The organism is Polyangiaceae bacterium (genome assembly GCA_016715885.1).
Lineage (GTDB): Bacteria > Myxococcota_A > Polyangia > Polyangiales > Polyangiaceae > Polyangium.
This window is the reverse complement of the sequence record JADJXL010000002.1, coordinates 83,288-102,513: the sequence shown is the minus strand read 5'-3', so window position 1 is coordinate 102,513 and position 19,226 is coordinate 83,288. Positions and strand designations below refer to the sequence as shown.

Annotated in this window: 18 protein-coding genes; 12 read left to right on the top strand and 6 right to left on the bottom strand. The window is 61.8% G+C overall.

Annotated elements, in window-relative coordinates; all coding sequences use genetic code 11:
- Positions 1 to 2 precede the first annotated feature (2 nt).
- The 4 genes from IPM54_03880 to IPM54_03865 form a co-directional block, all read right to left on the bottom strand.
- Positions 3 to 437, bottom strand: a complete 435-nt coding sequence (locus tag IPM54_03880) for a purine-binding chemotaxis protein CheW (protein ID MBK9258953.1) — start codon at positions 435 to 437, stop codon at positions 3 to 5.
- A 91-nt stretch (positions 438 to 528) separates the two neighbouring features.
- Positions 529 to 1,068: a chemotaxis protein CheW gene (locus tag IPM54_03875; GenBank protein MBK9258952.1), complete on the bottom strand. Its 540-nt coding sequence runs from the start codon at positions 1,066 to 1,068 to the stop codon at positions 529 to 531.
- A 22-nt stretch (positions 1,069 to 1,090) separates the two neighbouring features.
- Positions 1,091 to 3,475: a chemotaxis protein CheA gene (locus IPM54_03870; protein MBK9258951.1), complete on the bottom strand. Its 2,385-nt coding sequence runs from the start codon at positions 3,473 to 3,475 to the stop codon at positions 1,091 to 1,093.
- Positions 3,472 to 3,918, bottom strand: a complete 447-nt coding sequence (locus IPM54_03865) for a response regulator (GenBank protein ID MBK9258950.1) — start codon at positions 3,916 to 3,918, stop codon at positions 3,472 to 3,474. Before IPM54_03865 ends, IPM54_03870 begins: the two co-directional genes overlap by 4 nt.
- Positions 3,919 to 3,966: 48 nt before the next feature.
- Here IPM54_03865 and IPM54_03860 point away from each other — a divergent pair, with 48 nt between their 5' ends.
- On the top strand, positions 3,967 to 5,196 hold the full coding sequence (locus IPM54_03860; GenBank protein MBK9258949.1) for a VWA domain-containing protein: 1,230 nt from the start codon (positions 3,967 to 3,969) through the stop codon (positions 5,194 to 5,196).
- A gap of 79 nt (positions 5,197 to 5,275) precedes the next feature.
- Here IPM54_03860 and IPM54_03855 read toward each other — a convergent pair whose 3' ends face one another.
- Positions 5,276 to 6,397 (bottom strand): 23S rRNA (adenine(2503)-C(2))-methyltransferase RlmN, encoded by a 1,122-nt coding sequence (locus tag IPM54_03855; GenBank protein MBK9258948.1) that lies wholly within the window; start codon positions 6,395 to 6,397, stop codon positions 5,276 to 5,278.
- Between the two features lie 140 nt (positions 6,398 to 6,537).
- On the opposite strand from IPM54_03855, the gene IPM54_03850 reads away from it, so the two are divergent.
- From IPM54_03850 to IPM54_03805, 10 genes are all read left to right on the top strand, one after another.
- Positions 6,538 to 8,178 carry a hypothetical protein gene (locus IPM54_03850; GenBank protein ID MBK9258947.1) on the top strand — a complete coding sequence of 547 codons (1,641 nt, stop codon included), beginning with the start codon at positions 6,538 to 6,540 and terminating at the stop codon, positions 8,176 to 8,178.
- Positions 8,179 to 8,370: 192 nt separating this feature from the next.
- A complete protein-coding gene (locus IPM54_03845; protein MBK9258946.1) occupies positions 8,371 to 9,228 on the top strand; it encodes a hypothetical protein in 858 nt (285 codons plus the stop codon).
- Between the two features lie 66 nt (positions 9,229 to 9,294).
- On the top strand, positions 9,295 to 10,143 hold the full coding sequence (locus IPM54_03840; GenBank protein MBK9258945.1) for an SDR family oxidoreductase: 849 nt from the start codon (positions 9,295 to 9,297) through the stop codon (positions 10,141 to 10,143).
- Positions 10,144 to 10,146: 3 nt separating this feature from the next.
- Positions 10,147 to 10,446: a hypothetical protein gene (locus IPM54_03835; GenBank protein MBK9258944.1), complete on the top strand. Its 300-nt coding sequence runs from the start codon at positions 10,147 to 10,149 to the stop codon at positions 10,444 to 10,446.
- A 110-nt stretch (positions 10,447 to 10,556) separates the two neighbouring features.
- Positions 10,557 to 11,549: an S-methyl-5-thioribose-1-phosphate isomerase gene (gene mtnA / locus IPM54_03830; protein ID MBK9258943.1), complete on the top strand. Its 993-nt coding sequence runs from the start codon at positions 10,557 to 10,559 to the stop codon at positions 11,547 to 11,549.
- A gap of 18 nt (positions 11,550 to 11,567) precedes the next feature.
- Complete coding sequence (gene lipA, locus IPM54_03825) at positions 11,568 to 12,659, top strand: lipoyl synthase (protein MBK9258942.1); 1,092 nt, start codon at positions 11,568 to 11,570, stop codon at positions 12,657 to 12,659.
- A 98-nt stretch (positions 12,660 to 12,757) separates the two neighbouring features.
- Positions 12,758 to 13,324 (top strand): hypothetical protein, encoded by a 567-nt coding sequence (locus IPM54_03820; GenBank protein ID MBK9258941.1) that lies wholly within the window; start codon positions 12,758 to 12,760, stop codon positions 13,322 to 13,324.
- A gap of 303 nt (positions 13,325 to 13,627) precedes the next feature.
- Positions 13,628 to 14,818 (top strand): thiamine pyrophosphate-dependent dehydrogenase E1 component subunit alpha, encoded by a 1,191-nt coding sequence (locus tag IPM54_03815; protein ID MBK9258940.1) that lies wholly within the window; start codon positions 13,628 to 13,630, stop codon positions 14,816 to 14,818.
- A gap of 48 nt (positions 14,819 to 14,866) precedes the next feature.
- The gene (locus IPM54_03810) at positions 14,867 to 15,841 is read left to right on the top strand and encodes an alpha-ketoacid dehydrogenase subunit beta (GenBank protein MBK9258939.1); all 975 of its coding nucleotides are present in this window, start codon (positions 14,867 to 14,869) and stop codon (positions 15,839 to 15,841) included.
- Between the two features lie 3 nt (positions 15,842 to 15,844).
- Positions 15,845 to 17,323, top strand: a complete 1,479-nt coding sequence (locus IPM54_03805) for a 2-oxo acid dehydrogenase subunit E2 (protein MBK9258938.1) — start codon at positions 15,845 to 15,847, stop codon at positions 17,321 to 17,323.
- On the opposite strand, the gene IPM54_03800 is transcribed toward IPM54_03805, so the two are convergent.
- On the bottom strand, positions 17,309 to 17,758 hold the full coding sequence (locus tag IPM54_03800) for an STAS/SEC14 domain-containing protein (GenBank protein ID MBK9258937.1): 450 nt from the start codon (positions 17,756 to 17,758) through the stop codon (positions 17,309 to 17,311). The genes IPM54_03805 and IPM54_03800 overlap by 15 nt on opposite strands.
- 277 nt (positions 17,759 to 18,035) lie before the next feature.
- On the opposite strand from IPM54_03800, the gene IPM54_03795 reads away from it, so the two are divergent.
- Positions 18,036 to 19,157 carry a cytochrome-c peroxidase gene (locus tag IPM54_03795; GenBank protein MBK9258936.1) on the top strand — a complete coding sequence of 374 codons (1,122 nt, stop codon included), beginning with the start codon at positions 18,036 to 18,038 and terminating at the stop codon, positions 19,155 to 19,157.
- The last annotated feature ends 69 nt before the right edge of the window (positions 19,158 to 19,226 follow it).

The window sequence follows — 19,226 nt, the reverse complement described above, 5'->3', positions numbered from 1 at the left end:
CCTCAACCGTCGTAGGGAGGCAGAATGTCGGCGATGTCGTCGACGATCTCGGTGAATCGTTTGACATCGAGCACGAAGACGAGCGACCCGTTGTGATTGGTTACGCCGGCGATGCCGCGTAGATCACGTCCCGAGCCAAGAGAAGGCGTGGCTCGGACATCGTCCGTGTTTGTCCCGAAAACCCCCGGAACGGAATCGACGACGAGCCCAACCAAGCGATCGCGGGCGTTGACGAGAATCCAGCGCGTCGAGCGGCTCGGCGGGGACGGCGGCAATCCGAATCGAGCACGCAAATCGAGGATGGGAACGACATCACCGCGGTAGTCGGCTACGCCGGAGATTTCGGGCGGCGTATGCGGAAGCGGCGTGACCGGCAGCGGGTTGACGATCTGGTGCACATGGCCGATGCCGACGGCGTAGTGCACGTCGCCGACGATGAATTCCACGAGGCTCGTATGAGGATCGGCTCGATGTGTGTGGCCATATTGTGACATGAGAGCCTCGAATCGTTCTACAAAGACAAACCAATCAAGTCGCCAAAATGATCTTGAGATCGAGCAGGATGATGACGCGCGCGACTTGTTTCGCAGCAGCGACTCGCTTGCCCACGCGATTGGCGCTGGGTCCTTCGACGGACGCGGGACGGACGATGCCTGAGATGTATCCCGCCACTTCGCCGCCGAACGCGGTTGTCGTGGGCTCGATCTCGTTGTCTGCCAAGTCGTACGTTTGCAGCACTTCGTCGACGTAGAGCCCGAGCAGCTCGATCCCCATGGGGTTTGTCGTGAGAATCCGGGCCTTGTTGGTCTCGGGTCGCTCGGCAAGATGCAGCCGACGGCGGAGATCGATGACCGTAATGAGCTGCCCGCGGTTGCTGATGATGCCCATGATGGACGGATGGGCGCGAGGCACGGGCGTCAGCGGCTTACGCTCGAGGATTTCGCGAATGAGCGACAGTGGCGCGCCGTAGATGTCGTCGGCGAGGCGGAAGGCGAGGTACTTCGTGAGCGGGCCGCGATCGTGGTTCTTACCGCGCTTGGCAGCACCCGCGGCCGGCATCATCGGCATTATGCCGCCGCGTCGAGCGAGGTTAGAAGCCATGAGGTCCTCCGTGCGCCAAGGCAGCTCCTTTGTGCGCAAACATTTCTTCGATGAGCGACGCCGCATCCAGCACGAGTGCAATCCGCTGATCGGCCAATTGGGTTGCTCCCGTAAAACCGGCGACGTTCTTGAGACTCGGGCCAAGCCCCTTGATGACGACGTTTTGTGGACGAACCAAATGATCGACGACGAGGCCCAGGCGCCTTGCACCGATGGAGATCACCACGACGTAATTGCGCTTCTTGCGACGTCCGGAGGATGATTGTATCGGCACGGGTGAATTTCTCGCCGGGCGATACGGAAACGCGCTCGTGGCGTCGTGCCGCAAAGAATCGCTCCTGAGCGGCGGTAGACGCGGCGTTGAAAACTCTGGCGAGCTCAGGGACGGAGCATCGAATGCACCGGCGTTCGCGTCCGGTTCCTGTGGTTTCGCAAGGCCAAAAAGCCGTGCAAGATTACACAGTTGGAGCGTTGCGGAGCCGCGCCACGTCACCGCTTCGCGCCCATCGATGATACGCACCGATTCACTGTCGAGCTGCCCGACGTCTTGCACGTTCGCGAGCGGAATCGCGAATTGCTGATCGGCGACTTTGACGATCAAAGCGTTGATGATCGCCTGCGTGATCGGCAACGTCACCGTGAACTTGGTGTTGATGCCCGGTTCGCTCTGCACGTCGATGACGCCGCCCAGCTTCGAGATGTTCGTCTTGACGACATCCATGCCGACGCCACGACCGCTGATCTCGCTCACGGTCGCTTTCGTGGACAGCCCCGGAACGAAGATGAGATTGAGGATCTCGCGCCGGCTCATCGTGCGCGCTTCCTCTTGCGTCACGACACCTTTCGCAATGGCCTTTTCGAGCAGGCGATCGGTATCGATGCCCTGACCGTCGTCTTCGATCTCGATGACGACGTGGTTGCCCTTCTGAAACGCGTTGATGGCGATCGTTCCGACGACGGGCTTGTTCGCCGCTTCGCGGTCTTTCGGCAGCTCGATGCCGTGATCGATCGCGTTGCGCATCATGTGCATGAGCGGGTCGCTCAGCTCTTCGATCGTCAGCTTGTCGACCTCGGTCTCCTTGCCGGTGATGACGGGGTTGACCTGCTTGCCGGCTTCACGGCTGATTTGCCGCGCGATGCGTTGAAGTTTGTCGAAGACCTGACTGAGCGGCACCATGCGGACCTTGAGGATGCCGTCTCGGAGTTTGTCCACGTTGCGCAGAAAATCGCGCTGCAGTCGCCGCAATTTGCTGCGATCTTCGCGTGACGCCTGCCCATCGCGCATCTTCGCAATCTCTTGCTCGAGCTCGGTGCGCACGATGGAGAGCTCGCCGACGTAGGTCATCAAGTCGTCGAGCTTCTGGATGTCGACGCGCACGGTCTGCGCCACACTCTTGATCGTCCCGAGCTCCTGGGCCTTGGCCGACTGGATGCCCGGCGGCATGATCTCGATGCGCGGCTCGATGCGCGGCGCGTAGGGCAGGTGCGCCCCCGTCAGATCGAGGTCGACGTGCGGCACGTGCACTGGCGGAATCGGCGTGGGCCTCGATGCCGACGCACTGACCGGCGGTGGCGCCGGCGTCGGCGGAACGTGCGCCTGCGGAGGCGGCATCGACACGGGCGCCGCCGCTGAACCCGACACACGCGGCAGCTCCTCCACTTCGACCGAGAGATGCGCAAGCGCCGCTCGAAGCGTCTCGCTCGTGGCTCGTGACGCCATCAAAATGTCGAGCCCGAGAAAGTCGATGTCGTCCCCGACACCTGCCGGCAGGTACGTGATGATCTCGCCGTGCGGTTTCGCCGTCGCCTTGAGCTCTTCGAGGCCTTGATCGATCGTGGCGACCTGAAACCGCACACGGAGCCAATAAAGCGTGTTTCCTTGCGAGATGTTCGTCCGAAGCCGATGCTCTTCGAATTCGGTGAGCACAGCGAGCAGGCTCGGATCGATCATCGGCCCACCGCTCGTCACGCCATGTTGCGCCGAGTCTCGATTGAGCTGAGCGATCAGCTTGTCGAACTCGGGCATCGGCTGATCGCGGCCTTCTTTTTCGGCCTGCAGAATCCGCCCGTAGAGCTGCACGGACGCGAAGAGCACATCGAGAACGTTCGGCGTCAGGTCGATCTTGCCGAGGCGCAGGTCGTCGAGCATCGACTCGAGATCGTGCGAGAGCGTGGCCATGCGTGTCGCACCGAAGAGCCCTGCCAAGCCCTTGATCGTGTGCACGGCACGAAAAACTTCTTTGATGAGATCAGGGTCGATGTGCCCGGACTTCTGGCCTTCATCGAGCGCGAGCAGATCACGGCCGAGTCCTTCGACGATCTCTTGCGCTTCGGAAAAGAACTCCTCTCGGGCGCGATCGCCATCGTTCATCACTGTGATCCCTCGCTACTGGCCATCGATTGCGCCTTGCTGCAATCCACCTTGGATGGTCCGATGCTCGCCGTGATCGCCTGATGAAGTGCTTCGACGGTGAAAGGTTTTCCCAGGAACGCGTTGGCTCCGAGAGCCAAGCCTCGCGCTCGATCTTTTTCGGATGACTGCGTCGAGATGAGGATCGTACACACCGTGCGATAACGTTCGTTTTCCCGCATGAATCGGACGAGCTCGAGGCCGTTGATGTCGGGCATGTTGATGTCCGTGATGACGAGATCGAAGTGGCCGCGTGGCAAAAGCCGCAGCGCGTCGAACCCGCTGGACGCCTCGACGACCTCGACGTCCTCCGCCGCTGCATCGAACAACTCGGGCGACCCCTCGAGGGCCGCGCGAATGAACGCCCGGAACGCGGAGGAGTCCTCGACGACCAGGATGCGAGCCATGGCTGCGCAGCGTAGCGGAAACGCCACTCGAGCTGGACAATTTCTACCATGCAAGACGCCGGAAGGTTGTCGTGTGGAGCCGTCGGATCACCCTTCGACGCACCGACTGCTGCCCTCGAATTGACAGCGCGCGTTCCCTACTGCCCTAATGCCGGTGTGAACGACATACACCCCTTCCCTTCCCGCCACTCGCTCGAATCCAAAGACGGCCCGGCCCCTGGGCGCCGTGCGCGCCGGTCATCACGCCCTGCTCGGGCCCTGATCTTCGCCGCCGTCGCGTTTTTTGCGTGGTTCGTCGTCGGTTGCGGAGGCCTCAACGTCCGGCTCATCAACGCCGCTCAGAAAAAGCCGAACAACGTCTGGATGTTCTTCACGGTCGACGCCGGTAAAGACAAACCCGTCGGAGGCCTCGTCGCAGAAGACTTCGAAATCTCCGAAGACGATTCGGTCGTGTCGGTCTTCGAAAGCAAGCAAATCATTCAAAATCCCGAAGTTGCCGCCGTCATGTACACGATGCTGCTCGTCGACATGAGCGGCAGCATCACGGAATCCGGTCAAGCAGACGCCTTGGTCGACGCCGCCAAGTCGTTCGCCGATCGCGTCGGCAAGTCGCAAAAAGTCGGCGTGTACGCCTTCGATGGATCTCCCCAAATCCACTCGGTCGTGCCCTTTACCGAAGCTCAAGGCTCGGTCGAAGGTGGCCTCGAGGGGCTACGCAAATTCAAGCCCAAGGATCCTTCGACAAACCTCCATGGCGCCGTCGTCGAAGGTCTCCGGACGCTCAAGAAGGAGCTCGACAGGGACAAGCGCCCGCTGAAGTTCGGAACGCTCGTGGTCTTCTCCGATGGCGCTGATCGCGCAAATCGCGTCACGCGCGACGAGATGAAAGCGGAGATGGACAAGGACGAGTACGAAAACTACGAGATGTTTGCGATCGGCGTCGGAGCCGAGAAGGAAATTGGCCAGGCCAAGCTCGAGGAAGTCGGTCGCAACGGCACCGAAACCGCAACCGACAGGGCCAAGGTCAAGGAAACCTTCGATCGCATGGCTGCGCGTCTCGAAGCGCACATGAAACGCTTCTACCTCCTGTCGTACTGCACTCCGGCTCGCAAAGGCACGCACCGCGTCACGATCAAGGCGACGAGCAAGCGCGATCCGGAAGGCTCGGGTTCGGTCGAGTACGAGTTCAATTCCGATGGCTTCGGGCCGCCCCCCGATTGCGATCCGAAAACGCCCCCCGCATTCGACATCAAGTCGCCTGGCGAAAAAGACAAATAACACACCGCGGATTTGCGCCTCACCCCTCTCCGCTTCGCGGAGAGGGGGAATGCGGACAAACCCCCCCTTCAATACGCTCTTACGTATTCAAAACGGTCAATCGCCGCGCGCCGGCTAGTTGCCCGCACGCACCACCCACATCTCGACCTCGAGGCCTGCGCACGAGCGTCGTCACTCGATGCGCAGAAAGTCTTGCGACGAAAGCATCCAAGCGTTCCGGCGAAGGTGGGCGCAAGGCTGGATCTGGGCCGGGATTGCAAGGAATCACGTTGACCCGACACCGAATGCCTTTCGTCCATTCCGCAACGAGATCCGCATCCTCCGGCGCGTCGTTGAACCGATCGAACAATACGTACTCAAACAATACTCGACGCCCACGAGGCAAGTGTCGGAGCAATGCCTCACGCAAGACTGCCAGCGGAAACCGCACGTTCACGGGCATGATGACGCGCCGGCGTTCATCGTCCGGCGCGTTGAGGCTCACTGCGAGCTCGGCGCGCGAGCCGGCAAAAAACGTCGGGAGTTTGTCCACGACGCCGACCGTGCTCACGGTCACGCGCGATGGCGCAAACGCAAATGCGCGTTCATCCGTGAGCAATTCGAGCGCTCGGAGGACTTCGCCAAGGTTGTCGAATGGTTCGCCCATGCCCATGAAGACGAGGTTCGAGAGCGTGGGTTTGTCTTTCTGTAATGCCCACAAACCTCGGGCAATGCGCACTTGATCGACAATCTCGCCTGTCGATAGTTGTCGCGAAAGTCCGAGACGCCCCGTTTCGCAGAACGAACAAGCTCGCGCGCAACCCACTTGGCTCGACACGCAGAGCGTCGTGCGTGCAGGGCCCGGAATCAGCACCGACTCGACGAGCGCTCCATCGCGAGCTCGGAAAAGAAGCCGAATGGTTCCGTCTTCTGCGGGCGCTTCATGTTCCACGTCGAGCGACGGGGTGGGATCCATCGCCAAGAGCGTTTCGTGGGCCCATGCGCCGATGCCGAGCGCGCTGAACGTGTCCGCGTTCCACGCCGGTGCGCCGATTTTTGCGAAGACGTGACGCACGACCTTGCCCGCCGTCGCCCGCGCGGTCGACGCAGCACCGCCTGCTGTGATCAGTCGCTCGGCAAGCGATTGCGCGTCGTGCGATGCCACGAGCGTTTCGTCGCGCCGCGCGCGGCTCGTTCGTTCCGGCTTGGGGGCCGCGTCCACGACAGCCCTTTAGCCCATGTCGCGTGCGTCTGCGACCGTAACCGTTGTAGCCCCTAATACTGCAAGACTTCCCGAGATGCCGCGACTCGTCGTTCCGACGTTTCGGCTCTACGTGACGCTAGGGTAGAGTGCGAGAGCCCATGCGGAATCCGGCGTCACGTTCGCTCACGTTCCAGCGAGTCCCGTTCGTCCTCGTCGCGCTCGCGTCTTTCGTCGTCGCGCCGCTTGCGCACGCGGCAGCTCCGAAAGACGCGCAGCTCGAAAAAGCCATCCAGACGGCGATGGACGTCGATTTTCTCGAGACAAACTTCGACAAAGCGGAGAAGAGGTTACGCGCCGCCATCGATGCTTGTGGCGCGGACAAGTGCACGCCGGAGCTGAAAGCACGGGGGCTCATGTCGCTCGGCATCGTGCTCGCCGGGGGCAAGAAGCAACTCGAGGATGCGCGTGAAGCGTTCGCCGAAGCATTGACGATCGACAAGAACGCCAAGCCGGCCGAGGAGATGCGTTCGAGCGAAGTGAACTACGCGTATGGGGAAGCGCGCAAGCAACTGAAGCTCGACGGACCTGCGGGTGCTCCTGCTCCGGCCGGGCGAGGTTTGTCGCACACGCCACCGGTCGAACAACGTTTGAGCACGCCGCTGCCGCTGTATGTGGAGCTGGTTCCGGAACTTTTGGAAGACGCCAAGAAGACCACGGTGACGTACTTGGCTCCTGGTGCGGCCGATTGGAAAACGCTGCTATTGAAGCGCGTGGGGGAACAGGGTTTCGGCATCAACGTCCCGTGCACCGACATCAAGGCCGAAGGTGATTTCAAGTATCACATCACGGTGACCGATGCGGACGGAGCGATCATCACGGGCGTTGGATCTCGCACCGAGCCGCTCGTGACGAAGATCAAGCAACGCATCGACGGAAATCCGCCGAGCTGGCCAGGGTTTGCCCCACCGGAGATGTGCGTCGCGGTGGAGTCGGGTCCGAAGCAGTGCCTCGACGACAACCAGTGCAACGCTGGGTTTGTCTGTCAGAACGGCGAATGTGCACCGAAGTCCGACGGGAGCGACGACAAACCCAAAGGGCCGAAGAGAAACTACGTGTCGTTGATGGTTGGCACGGACATCTCGATTTTTTCGGGCGAAAATGTCTGCACGTTCGATTCCCAGCAAAACGCGAACTACGTCTGCGTGCGTGATGACGGAAGCCGGTATCTCGGGGTGCCCACGCCGAACATCGCCAACAACGTCAACGCGGGTTTTTCACTTGGAACGATTCGCTTGGTGGCCGGCTACGACCGCTTGATCCTGGACAACATCATGGCCGGGGCGCGTGTTGGTTTTGCTTTCCGTACGGCGAGCGCCGAGGGTGCCAATTTTTTACCCGTGCACCTCGAAGTCCGCGGAAGCTACTTCATCGGAAAGAAGCCCTTCGAGCACATTGGGGTGCGGCCGTTCGTCTTTGCCTCGGGGGGTTTGGCGCAGATCGACTCCGGGGTCGACGTCGAGGTGCTCGAGGACGGGACTGCATGCGGCGCTGCCGATCCCCACAACGTGGACAGTCCGTGCACGACGGTGACGGACGCCGACTACGGCAAGCCCGAAAAACGGGTGCAAAAGATCACGGCGATCAAGCAAGCAGGCCAAGGCTTCGTTTCGCTCGGCGGCGGCGTTCAGTACGCCCCCATCGAGCGCGTCTCGCTCAACGTCGGCTTGCGCATGAGCCTCACGATTCCCGTGGTCACGTTCGTGCTCACGCCCGAAGTCGGTGCCACAGTCGCGTTCTGATACCGGGACTGGATCTGGACGCTCGCTACGCGGGCGTGGGACGCCCGCTACGCGAGGTTTGTCACGATGGGGGACTCGCGCCTCACCCCCTAACCCCCTCTCCCCTCGCGCCTGCGGCGCGGCGGAGAGGGGGAACGACTGCTCCGCCCCCATACCCCCCCGGATTTGCCTCATTCCATTTGAAGAACCGTCGTGAAGAAACAGAACCTTACCGATAGCCCGGACAAACCGAGCCGCCTCGAAACCGCCATCGACGAAGCGATCGCGACAGGCTCGCTCACGTCGCTACTCGACGTCTTGGAACGCCGATCGAACTTGCCAGGAACACGGCCGAACCTGGAGTTTGCCCGCGCCACGGGAATCGCCATCGCCGCACGTCGAGGGCGTGCCGATGCGCTCGTGCGGGCGCTGCTTTCGCTGACGGGCGAGTACCAGCTCATCGTGTGTGCGCAGGTGCTCGCGCAACGTGCGCTTGCAGGCATCGATGCACGCAGCGCCATGCAGAAGCTGCACGATCTTGCCGATGAACCGCGACATCTCGTGCGCCTCGGCGTCATCGCGGCCGTGCGCGACATCATCGCAGCACGTGGCGACGATGCGCTTGCCGAGCTTTCCTCGTGGACGGATGGCTACCTTCACGCGCACGTGGTGCTCGAAGCGCTTGCGGATCGTCAGGTGCTCGACAAGTTGCAATCACCCGCGAGGCTGCTCGAGCGGCTGGACGAAGCGTTTGTCTTGGCGGATGTTTCGCCACGCGCGGCCGAACGAACGCAAGGTTTGCGCTCGCTTCGGGAGGGTCTTCCGGCGCAGGTCGCGGTGATGGCTGGACGGTTTGGCGAAGTGATCGACTGGGTGTCTGGAAAAACCGTCATGCAGCGGCCGGAGACGCGCGAGGTCGTGCGCAACGTCATTTCGGCGCTTCGGAAGGCAAACTTGAAGAATGCCGAGGCGTTACGGCTCCTCGGTGCGCTCGATGCGACGGCAAAACCTCCGCGCAATCCCGATCGGATCGTCGCGGGCACGCGCAAGCGCAGCAAGGGGCGCGAGTGACACGCTGAAGATTGCTCGCGCGTGAATTCAGTACCCGGCCCGTAAGGCGTGCAGTATGAGCCTTCCATGCGGCTACAAGGCAGGGTCGTTTTCATCACGGGAGCTTCGCGTGGCATTGGTCGAGCGGTTGCTTTGGCATGCGCGCGCGAAGGGGCGGACATCGTCATCGCAGCCAAAACGGACGTCGAGACAAACCCTCGACTGCCGGGCACGATTCACAGCGTAGCGAGCGAGGTGGAGGCGCTCGGGCGAAAGGCGCTTCCATTGAAGCTCGACGTGCGCGATGGCGAGGCGTGCGAAGCTGCGGTGGCGCAAGCGATTCGGCACTTCGGTCGCCTCGATGTGCTCGTGAACAACGCCGGAGCGCTCTGGTGGGCGGACGTGACGGGCACGCCGCTGAAGAAGTTCGACTTGGTGATGGGCGTGAACGTGCGCGCGACGTTTGCGCTCTCGCACGCTGCGCTGCCGCAGATGATCGAGCAAAAGTGGGGGCACATCGTGACGATGTCGCCGCCGGTCGAAGCCAACGCATGCGCGCATCACGGTGCGTATGCGGTGTCGAAGTTCGGCATGACGATGATTGCGCTCGCGATCGCCGAAGAAGCCAAAGCGCACAACGTCACGGCCAATGCGCTCTGGCCTGCAACGGCGGTCGAAAGCTACGCGACGATCAACTTCGGCATGGGTGGTCCCGAGGTTTGGCGCAAAGCGGACATTCTTGCGGATGCGACGCTCGCGCTCATCACGAAGGAACCGTCCGCTCGGCCGGGTCGTGCGTGGATCGATGAAGATGTCCTCCGCGCGGACGGCGTGACGGATTTTTCCAAGTACCAGTGCGCACCTGGTCACGAGCCTCCACACATCCCGTTCTCGGGCCTTCCTCCGATGACCGAGACGACCGACAAGAGGAAGTGAGCCATGGGCACGTCGGACGACGACGAACGTGGCGAACCCTTGGGTCAGTCGTTTTCGATCGATCCCACGCGTGAGATCTCGAGCGTGATGGACGAGCTCGAGGATCTTTTGAAAAACGGTGATGTCGTGTCGGCGCTGTCGAACAAGAATATCAACGCGAGCCTGGCGCTGACGGCGATCGACGGACTGCGAGCGTATCTGGAAGGGCGCAAAGAGCAGGCGGCAGACGATCTGGGCACCGTGGCGGAAGAAATTCGTGCGCGGCTGGATCTTGCACGTACGGGTTCTAAAGAGACGAACTGACCAGGAGAATCATCGTGACCGGTACTGTGCCGCCCTGGCATCCGGGACAAACTCTTTCGGGCGCAAACTATTCCGCGGTCGAGCTCGCTGAGACGAACGATCGCATCTTCATGCTCGATCAGCGTGAGCTGCCCACGCGCGAGGTGTACGTCACGCTGACGACGGTGGAGCAAGTTGCCGATGCGATCCGAACGATGGTCGTGCGAGGCGCTCCGGCCATTGGCATTTCGGCAGCGTACGGGATGGTGCTCGCGGCACGGGCGCTTCGGGACAAACCTACGGACATGTACGTTGCCGGCATGCTCGCGGCGGCGCGGCTGCTGGCGGCGGCGCGTCCTACGGCGGTGAACCTTTCGTGGGCGGCCAAGCGCATGTTTTCCGCGGCGGAAACGCAGCAACTGGATCCCATCGAGGCGCGTTTGTCCTACCTGGCCATGCTCGCGCGTCACATTCACGAAAAGGATGTCGATGCGTGCAAGCGTATGGGCCGCATCGGTGCCGCTCGCTTTCCCGAGGACTGCACGATCCTCACGCACTGCAACGCCGGAGCTCTCGCCACGGGCGGATACGGCACGGCGCTCGGGGTCGTTCGTGCGGTGAAAGAAGCGGGCAAACGAGTACGCGTGTTGGCGGACGAAACGCGTCCTTACTTGCAAGGTGCGCGGTTGACGGCGTGGGAGCTTGCAGCCGATGGCATCGCGGTCGAGGTCATCACGGATTCGATGGCAGGCTATTTCATGCGTCGCGGCGAGATCACGGGCGTCGTCGTCGGCGCTGATCGCATCGCGAAAAACGGGGATGTCGCGAACAAGATCGGCACGTACGGCCTCGCTTGTCTCGCCAAACATCACGGCATTCCGTTCTACGTCGCAGCGCCTTGGACCACGGTGGATCTCGCCACGGAAACGGGCGACGCGATCATCATCGAAGAGCGCAGTCGAGACGAGGTTGCGCGCGTTGGATCGACCGTGCTCGTGCCGCCGAACGTGCCCGTCAGGCATCCGGCGTTCGACGTCACCCCCGCATCGCTCGTGACGGCGATCTTCACCGAGCGGGGCGAGCACGTACCTTCCGAGATCGCGCTTGCCGCCCGCCCGCACTAGGGTCACACGAAAGGCATCATGTCCTCGGTCGCTCCCGCTCGTTTTGCTCCCAAACCCGAATGGCTCAAGGTTCGTGCGCCGGGCGGCGACACCTACCACCACTTGAAGCAAACGTTCCGGCAGCTCGATTTGCACACGGTGTGCGAAGAGGCGCGGTGTCCGAACGTGGGCGAGTGTTGGCGCGAGGGAACCGCGACGGTGATGCTGCTGGGGGACGTGTGCACGCGCGGCTGCCGATTTTGCGCGGTGACGAGCGGCGATCCGCGCGGTTTCGTCGATACGCGCGAACCCGAGCACGTAGCGAAAGCGATTGCCCGTTTGTCTTTGCAGTACGTCGTGATGACGATGGTCAACCGCGACGATTTGCTGGACGGCGGAGCGGATCACGTCGGCCGAACGGTTCGGCGGCTCAAGGAGCTTCGGCCCGACATTCTCGTCGAGACGCTCGTGGGGGATTTTTCAGGGCACATGTCGTCGGTCGACGTGGTGGTCGAATCGGGCATCGACGTCTTTGCGCACAACATCGAAACGATTCGGCGACTCACGCGCACCGTGCGTGATGCGCGATCGAGCTACGATCAGTCCCTGGCGGTGCTCGATAAGGCGAAGAAGCAAGCCCAAGCGCGCGGTTTGTCCGGCCAATTGACGAAGAGCTCCATCATGGTGGGCGTGGGTGAAACGGACGACGAAGTCATCGAGTCGATGCGTGATTTGCGATCGGTCGGGGTCGACGTGGTGACCGTGGGTCAATATTTGCGGCCGACGCCGAAGCATCTCGAGGTGCAGCGGTTCGTCCCTCCGGAAACGTTTGCTTTGTACGAACGCGAAGCGCTCGCGATGGGGTTTGTCTACGCAGCGAGCGGGCCTTTGGTGCGTTCGAGCTACCGGGCGGCGGAGGTCTTCTTGCGAGGGATCCTGCGATCGAGTGGTGGGCACGGCGCCGATGCGGATGGCGTGCAGATGGCGCTCGATGCACGGATGGACGTGGCTCGTCGGGAGGCTCAGCGGGTGGCGGCCGAGATGGGGGAAGAAACGGTGCCGCCGCTTCCGATTCCCGACGAACGCGGTGCGTCGGGGCTCGTTCCTGTGTCGTCGCTCGTACGCCGGTAAACGGGTCTTTTCGCGTCCTTGGGAGCGGTCGAGCATCCGAGCTTGGAAACGTGACGAGTTCGTGTGAAAAGGGAGTTGCCTGAAGGAAGAGAGCTTGCATGAGCGTCCCGGACAAAGCCTTCATCGATCACGTCAAACGCTGCATTGGCCGACCTGGGCCGAATGCTCCGAAGGGCGTGCAGGTTTCGATCTTCGCGCAGGCCGCGCGTCTGAGCTTCACTCAAGCGATCAACGACGCGGTCACGGCTCCGACGGGGTTCGATCCTGCAGCGGCGGCGCTTTTCGAGGGTGCGGTCGAGAGCGCGTATCTCGTGGCCACGTGTGACGGTGCGCTCGATCCGACGGAGGACGCGGTGCTGCGCGCGGTGATTGGTGCTGGGGGTCCGGTTTCCGACAAGCAGGTGGATGGTTTGCTCTTGGGCCTTGCGCGCGCAGTGGCGCTCGATGGAGCAGGCGAACGTTTGTCGCGCCTTTCGTACATGGTTTCCAAGTCGGCGCATCAGCACGAAATTTTGCGTGTCGCGGCGCTCGTTGCGCGAGCGTCGGGTGGGGTTCGTCCTGCCGAACGAGCGGTACTCGACAAGATTGCGCAGGGGTTCTCGCTTCCGCAGAGCGCAGTCGACGCAGCCGTTGCCGAAGCCGAATCGGCGGTTGGGTCGCGGTAGCCTCACCCCCTGACCCCCTCTCCACAAGTGGAGAGGGGGAAATAACTTTCTTGTGCAATCAAATTTGTTTCGACATCGACGAATCGGGACGATTTGATTGTTGCCGCTGCCCCGATAGACGCTCTTCCTCCCCCTCTCCCTTTTAGGGAGAGGGGGTCGGGGGGTGAGGTCATGCTCCCCCTCTCCGCCGCGCCAAAGGCGCGTGGGGAGAGGGGGTCGGGGGGTGAGGCCGGCACGACGCACCGTGTTGTAAAATGGCCACTGGCAATGCGCGGGTCCTTTGACTACGGTCCGGGCGCGATCATGAGCACTGCCATCTACCCTGCATCGAACCACGCGGCGCCCACTCCGGCGCACGACGGTGGCGCATCGCTAACTGCCGCGCGCCATCCCGATGATGTGCGCGCGCCCGATGTCGTCCGAGTCATCCGTGATGATGGATCGCTCGATCCTGCACACGACCCCGGGCTTCGAGTCGACGAGGTGGTTTTCCTCTACCGCGCGATGCTTCGCGCCCGACTTCTCGATGAACGACTCGTCCTCCTGCAACGTCAAGGTCGGATCGGGTTTCACATCGGTTGTCTTGGCGAAGAGGCCTGCATTCTCGGCAGTGCCTATGCCTTGCGAGAAAACGATTGGATCTTCCCCTGTTACCGCGAGTTTGCCGCGGCACTTTTGCGGGGAATGCCGCTGCAGCGCTACGTCGACAACATGTTCGGCAACGCCAACGACCCTGTGAAGGGTCGGCAAATGCCCGACCACATTAGCTGGCGCAAAGGCAAGTTTGGCTCGGTCAGCTCACCCATCGGCACGCAGATCACGCAAGCCGTCGGGTTTGCCTGGGCCGCGAAACTCCGTCGCGAAGACCTCGTCACGCTCGTCTACTTCGGTGACGGCGCGACGAGCTCCAACGAGTTCCACAACGGCATGAACTTCGGCGGTGTGTTCAAGACACCCGTGGTTTTCCTTTGTCGAAACAACGGCTGGGCGATCAGCGTGCCGACGGAGAGGCAAACGGGCAGCCAAACGTTTGCGCAAAAAGGCATCGCGTACGGCATCCCCGGCGTTCGCGTCGATGGCAACGACTTGTTTGCCATGGTCAAAGTCACGCGTGACGCAGTTGCAAGAGCTGCGCGTGGTGAAGGCCCCACGATCATCGAAGCGCTGACGTATCGGCTTTCGGGTCATTCCACGAGCGACGATCCCAAGGCGTATCGGCCGGAAGCGGGTCTCGAGCCGTGGCGGAAACTCGATCCGATTCCGCGCGTTCGTCAGCACCTTCTGCGACTCGGCGCATTGACGACCTCGGAGGACGCGCAGATCGAAGCCGAGGTAGATGCCGAGCTCAAGGCAGCGATCGTGGTTGCCGAAAAGACGCCGACTCCGCCGCTCGAGTCGCTCTTCGAGGATGTATTCGCCGAGCTTCCTTGGCATCTCGTCGAGCAGCGCGACGAGCTATTGCGAGGACCTCGAGCCAAAGGCCACGGCCACTGAAGCTTTCAAGACCCGTCTGCAATCGAAGTCTCACGGAGAGAATGCACGATGCCTCAGATGAACATGGTCCAGGCCATCAACGACGCCCTTCGCCACGAGATGCGGCGAGACAATCGCGTCGTCGTTCTTGGCGAGGATGTTGGCAAAGTTGGCGGCGTCTTTCGCGTCACGCAGGGGCTGTTCGACGAATTCGGTGACGACCGAGTGATCGATACGCCTCTGTCGGAGGGCGGCATCATTGGTACGGCAATCGGCATGGCCTTGTATGGCCTCGTGCCCGTTCCCGAAATCCAATTTTCCGACTTCATCTTTCCCGCCTACGATCAAATCGTTTCGGAGCTGGCGAAATACAGGTATCGCTCCGGCGGAGAATACCCGGCCAAACTCGTGATTCGCACGCCCGTCGGCGGCGGCATTCGCGGCGGCCATTACCACTCGCAACACCCCGAGTCGCAGTTCATTCACGTCGCGGGACTGAAAGTGGTTTGTCCGTCCAATCCCGCGGATGCCAAGGGCCTGCTCCTTTCCTCCATTCGCGACCCCGATCCGGTTCTTTTCTTCGAACCCAAGCGCATTTATCGCGCTGCCAAGGGTGACGTGCCCGAAGGTGATTACGCCGTGCCGCTCGGCAAGGCCAATGTGGTGCGCGAAGGCAAGAACGTGACCGTGGTCGTTTGGGGCGCGATGCTGTACGAAGCGCTCGAAGCGGCAAATCAAGCCTCGGCGCAAGGCATCGAGACCGAGGTCGTCGATTTGCGTACGCTCTGGCCGCTCGACATCGATACCATCATCCAATCGGTCAAGAAAACCGGCCGCCTCGTCGTGGTGCACGAAGCTCCGAAGAGCTGCGGATTGGGATCGGAAATCGTGTCGCTCGTCAATGAAAAGGCATTCCTCCACTTGGAGGCTCCGCCGAAGCGCGTCACGGGATACGATACGCCGTTCCCGTACACGCTCGAGATGGAGTATCTGCCGCTCGCTCACCGCATCTTGCCGGCAATCGTCGAGACCGCGAGGTATTGAGAGATGGCACGCTTCGAGTTCAAGCTTCCCGATATCGGCGAAGGGGTCACCGAGGGCGAAATCGTCAAATGGCTCGTGACGCCAGACGAAATCGTCAAAGAAGACCAGCCGATGGTCGAGGTGATGACGGACAAGGCCACGGTGACCATTACGTCACCCAAGGCGGGCAAAATCGTCGAAACGCGGGGCAAAGAAGGTCAAGTCGTCGCGGTGCATTCGGTGCTCGTGGTCTTCGACCTCGATGCTACCGCAGCCGCACCGGCTCCCACGGCGCATACGCTTGCGCCCGCGGCTCCAACCGCAGTGGCTGCGAAGAACGAAGGGCCCGCGGCGACGGCCGTGGGGGACATTCGCGAAGATTTGCCGGGCATGAATCTGATGCCGAAAGCGGCAGCGGCTCCGGCAACTCCGACCAATGGCGTCGCAAAAGACGTCGTGCCCGCATATTACAATGAAAAGCCATTGGCGACGCCCGCCACGCGAAAACTCGCGCGTGATCTGGGTATCGACCTTCGGCGCGTTCCCCCGACGGGACCTTATGGACGCGTGACCAAGGACGACGTGCGGGCAACGGCCGCAGGTTCGGCTGCAGCGCCCATGAGTATCCCTCCGTCGACTGTTGCCGCGCCGGTCGATACGCCCGCGCCGATGGCCATGGGCGTCCGTCCCACCGGCGGAGCGCCTCCGCCTGTTGCGCAGCCCGAGCCTCCGCCCGTCGCTTCGGCGGCCAAGGCCCCGGCTCCAATGCGCGTTCCACCTCCGCCAAAGGGCGAGGAAGCGCTCGAGGAGCGAGTGCCGCTGAAAGGCGTGCGCAAGCGCATTTTCGAGCAAATGGGCCGGTCGAAGCATACGGCCGCGCATTTCACGTTCGTCGAAGAATGCGACGTGACGGCATTGAAGGATTTGCGCGCGCGCCTGAAGCCTGCCGCGGACAAAGCGGGCGTCAAGCTGAGTTTCCTGCCATTTTTCGTGAAAGCGGTCGTAGCGGCGCTGAAGAAGCACCCGTCGCTCAACGGTGCATTCGACGAAGGCACGCAAGAAATCGTGACGCGCAAGTATTACGACATCGGCATTGCATCGGCGACCGAAGCGGGGCTGATGGTACCGGTCGTTCGTCGCGCCGATCGCAAGAGCATTCTCGACATTGCGCGAGACATTCAGCGATTGGCGGACGATACCAAAGCGGGCAAGGTCAAAGCCGAGGATCTTGGCGGGTCGACGTTCACGATTACGTCGCTCGGGGCGCAAGGTGGGTTATTTGCGACGCCCATATTGAATTTCCCCGAAGTTGCGATTCTGGGAATTCACCAGATGAAGCAAAAGCCCGTGGTGCGGGACGGTCAAATCGTCATTGGCGACGTGATGCTGATGAGCTTGTCCTTTGATCACCGCATCATCGATGGTCACATCGGCGCGGCCTTCGCGTACGAGATCATCGGGTATCTCGAAAATCCGGACAGGTTGTTTCTAGAGATGGCGTGACGCTTCATTCGCCGCGTGTCTTTTCGCGCGCGCCGTTTCGAGAAAACGGCGCGCCTCGGCCTCCTTCTCGAACGTCTGCAATTCGAAGTCGAACGCTTTCGGAACGATGAGCTTGCCTGCGCGCATCACCGTCAGGATGAGCACGCGCACGGGGAAGCTCCCGCCGTAATAAGCAACGGCATAAAACGGATAAGGACGACTGGGACGCGCGAAATGCGCTCGACTTCCCGAGTCGAAATCCGCAAGCCCGTCGAGATCGACGAGCGCCGCGAGCAGCCCAAACCGATCCCCAGCCTCGAGCACGCACGCTTGGATGCGTTTGGCTTCCTCGACGCTCACGCGACCGGAAAACAATACCTGCAGAATGCCATTCTCAACGCGAATGACGTGCTTACCGATCTCATCGTTGGAAAAAGGAAGAGCTTTTACGTCCACGCTGGGAAGCTAGCACAACGATCATTCGCTCGCGTCGCTCACCGCTCGTGCCATTCAAAAGTTTCGTCGGGCATGTCTCCGCATAGCGTAGCAACCAGATTGCATCATTACGTACCGTCGCATGATGATGCTCGCCGCGCGGCCTAGGAACAGCTCGCGCGCCCTTTCCCCACCCACCTAGTTGACGCCCCCCACCCGGATCGCCTAAGAGGATGCCCACGCTGGAGCGTTCCGTTCGCCCGCCCATTGGGCAACGCTCCGAGGAGACTCGTCACCGATGCGCCTTCGTCTCTTCTTGTCCCTCAGTTTGATCTCCGCAGGTTTGCTCGCCGGTTCCACGGGTTGTGGCGAGCGCGAAGCGACTCCCCTGCCCTTCCAGCAAAAGAAGAAGGGCGCCGACGCCAAACAGGCCGCCACGTCGCTCGCGGACCTCGACATGGCCGACGCCAAGAAAACCTTCGGCACGCTTCCGGCCAAGTTCGAGACCGAGACAAACCCCATCACCGACGCCAAAGTTGCCCTCGGACGGATGCTCTTCTTCGACGCGCGTTTGTCGAAGAACCAAGACATTTCCTGCAACTCTTGCCACGACCTCGAGAAGTTCGGCGTCGACGGGACCAAAGTGTCAAAAGGACACAAAGGTCAGCTTGGCGGACGAAACGCGCCCACCGTCTACAACGCCGGCGCGCTCGCTTCGCAGTTCTGGGATGGCCGCGCTGAAACGCTCGAAGATCAGGCCAAGGGCCCCATCTTGAACCCCATCGAGATGGCCATGAAGGACGAACAGAGCGTCGTCGACTTGCTCGCGTCGATGGAAGGGTACGAAAAAGCCTTCGAGGCCGCGTTTCCCGATGTCGATGAGAAAGAGCGCATCAGCTACGACAACATGGCCAAGGCGATCGGCGCGTTCGAGCGAGGGCTCGTGACGCCTTCGCGCTTCGACAAGTACCTCGGCGGCGACAAAACCGCGCTTTCCGACCAGGAACGAGCTGGTTTGTCCAAGTTCGTCCAAAACGGCTGCACCACGTGTCACAGCGGCACGGCGCTCGGTGGATCGACGTTCCAGAAGCTCGGGCTCGTCAAGCCTTACCCGAACCAGAAGGATCCCGGTCGTTTCGAGGTCACCAAGAAGGAAGAAGACCGCATGGTTTTCCGCGTCCCGAGCTTGCGCAACGTCGCCGAGACGGGTCCGTGGTTCCACGATGGGGCTTACGACAGGCTCGAGACGGCCATTCAGGCGATGGCGTATCACCAGCTCGGCAAAGAGCTGCCCGATCAGGATGCCAAGGACATCGCGGTGTTCTTGCGAGCGCTCACGGGCGAGATTCCCAAGGACTACATCAAGAAGCCCGAGCTGCCTGCGAACGGCGAAAAGACGCCTGGGCCGGATCCGTCCTGACAAACCCTCCGTCATCCCCAAAGCTGCGCGCAGCGCGGTCGACTCGGCTGTGCTGCGCGGCTTCTTGCT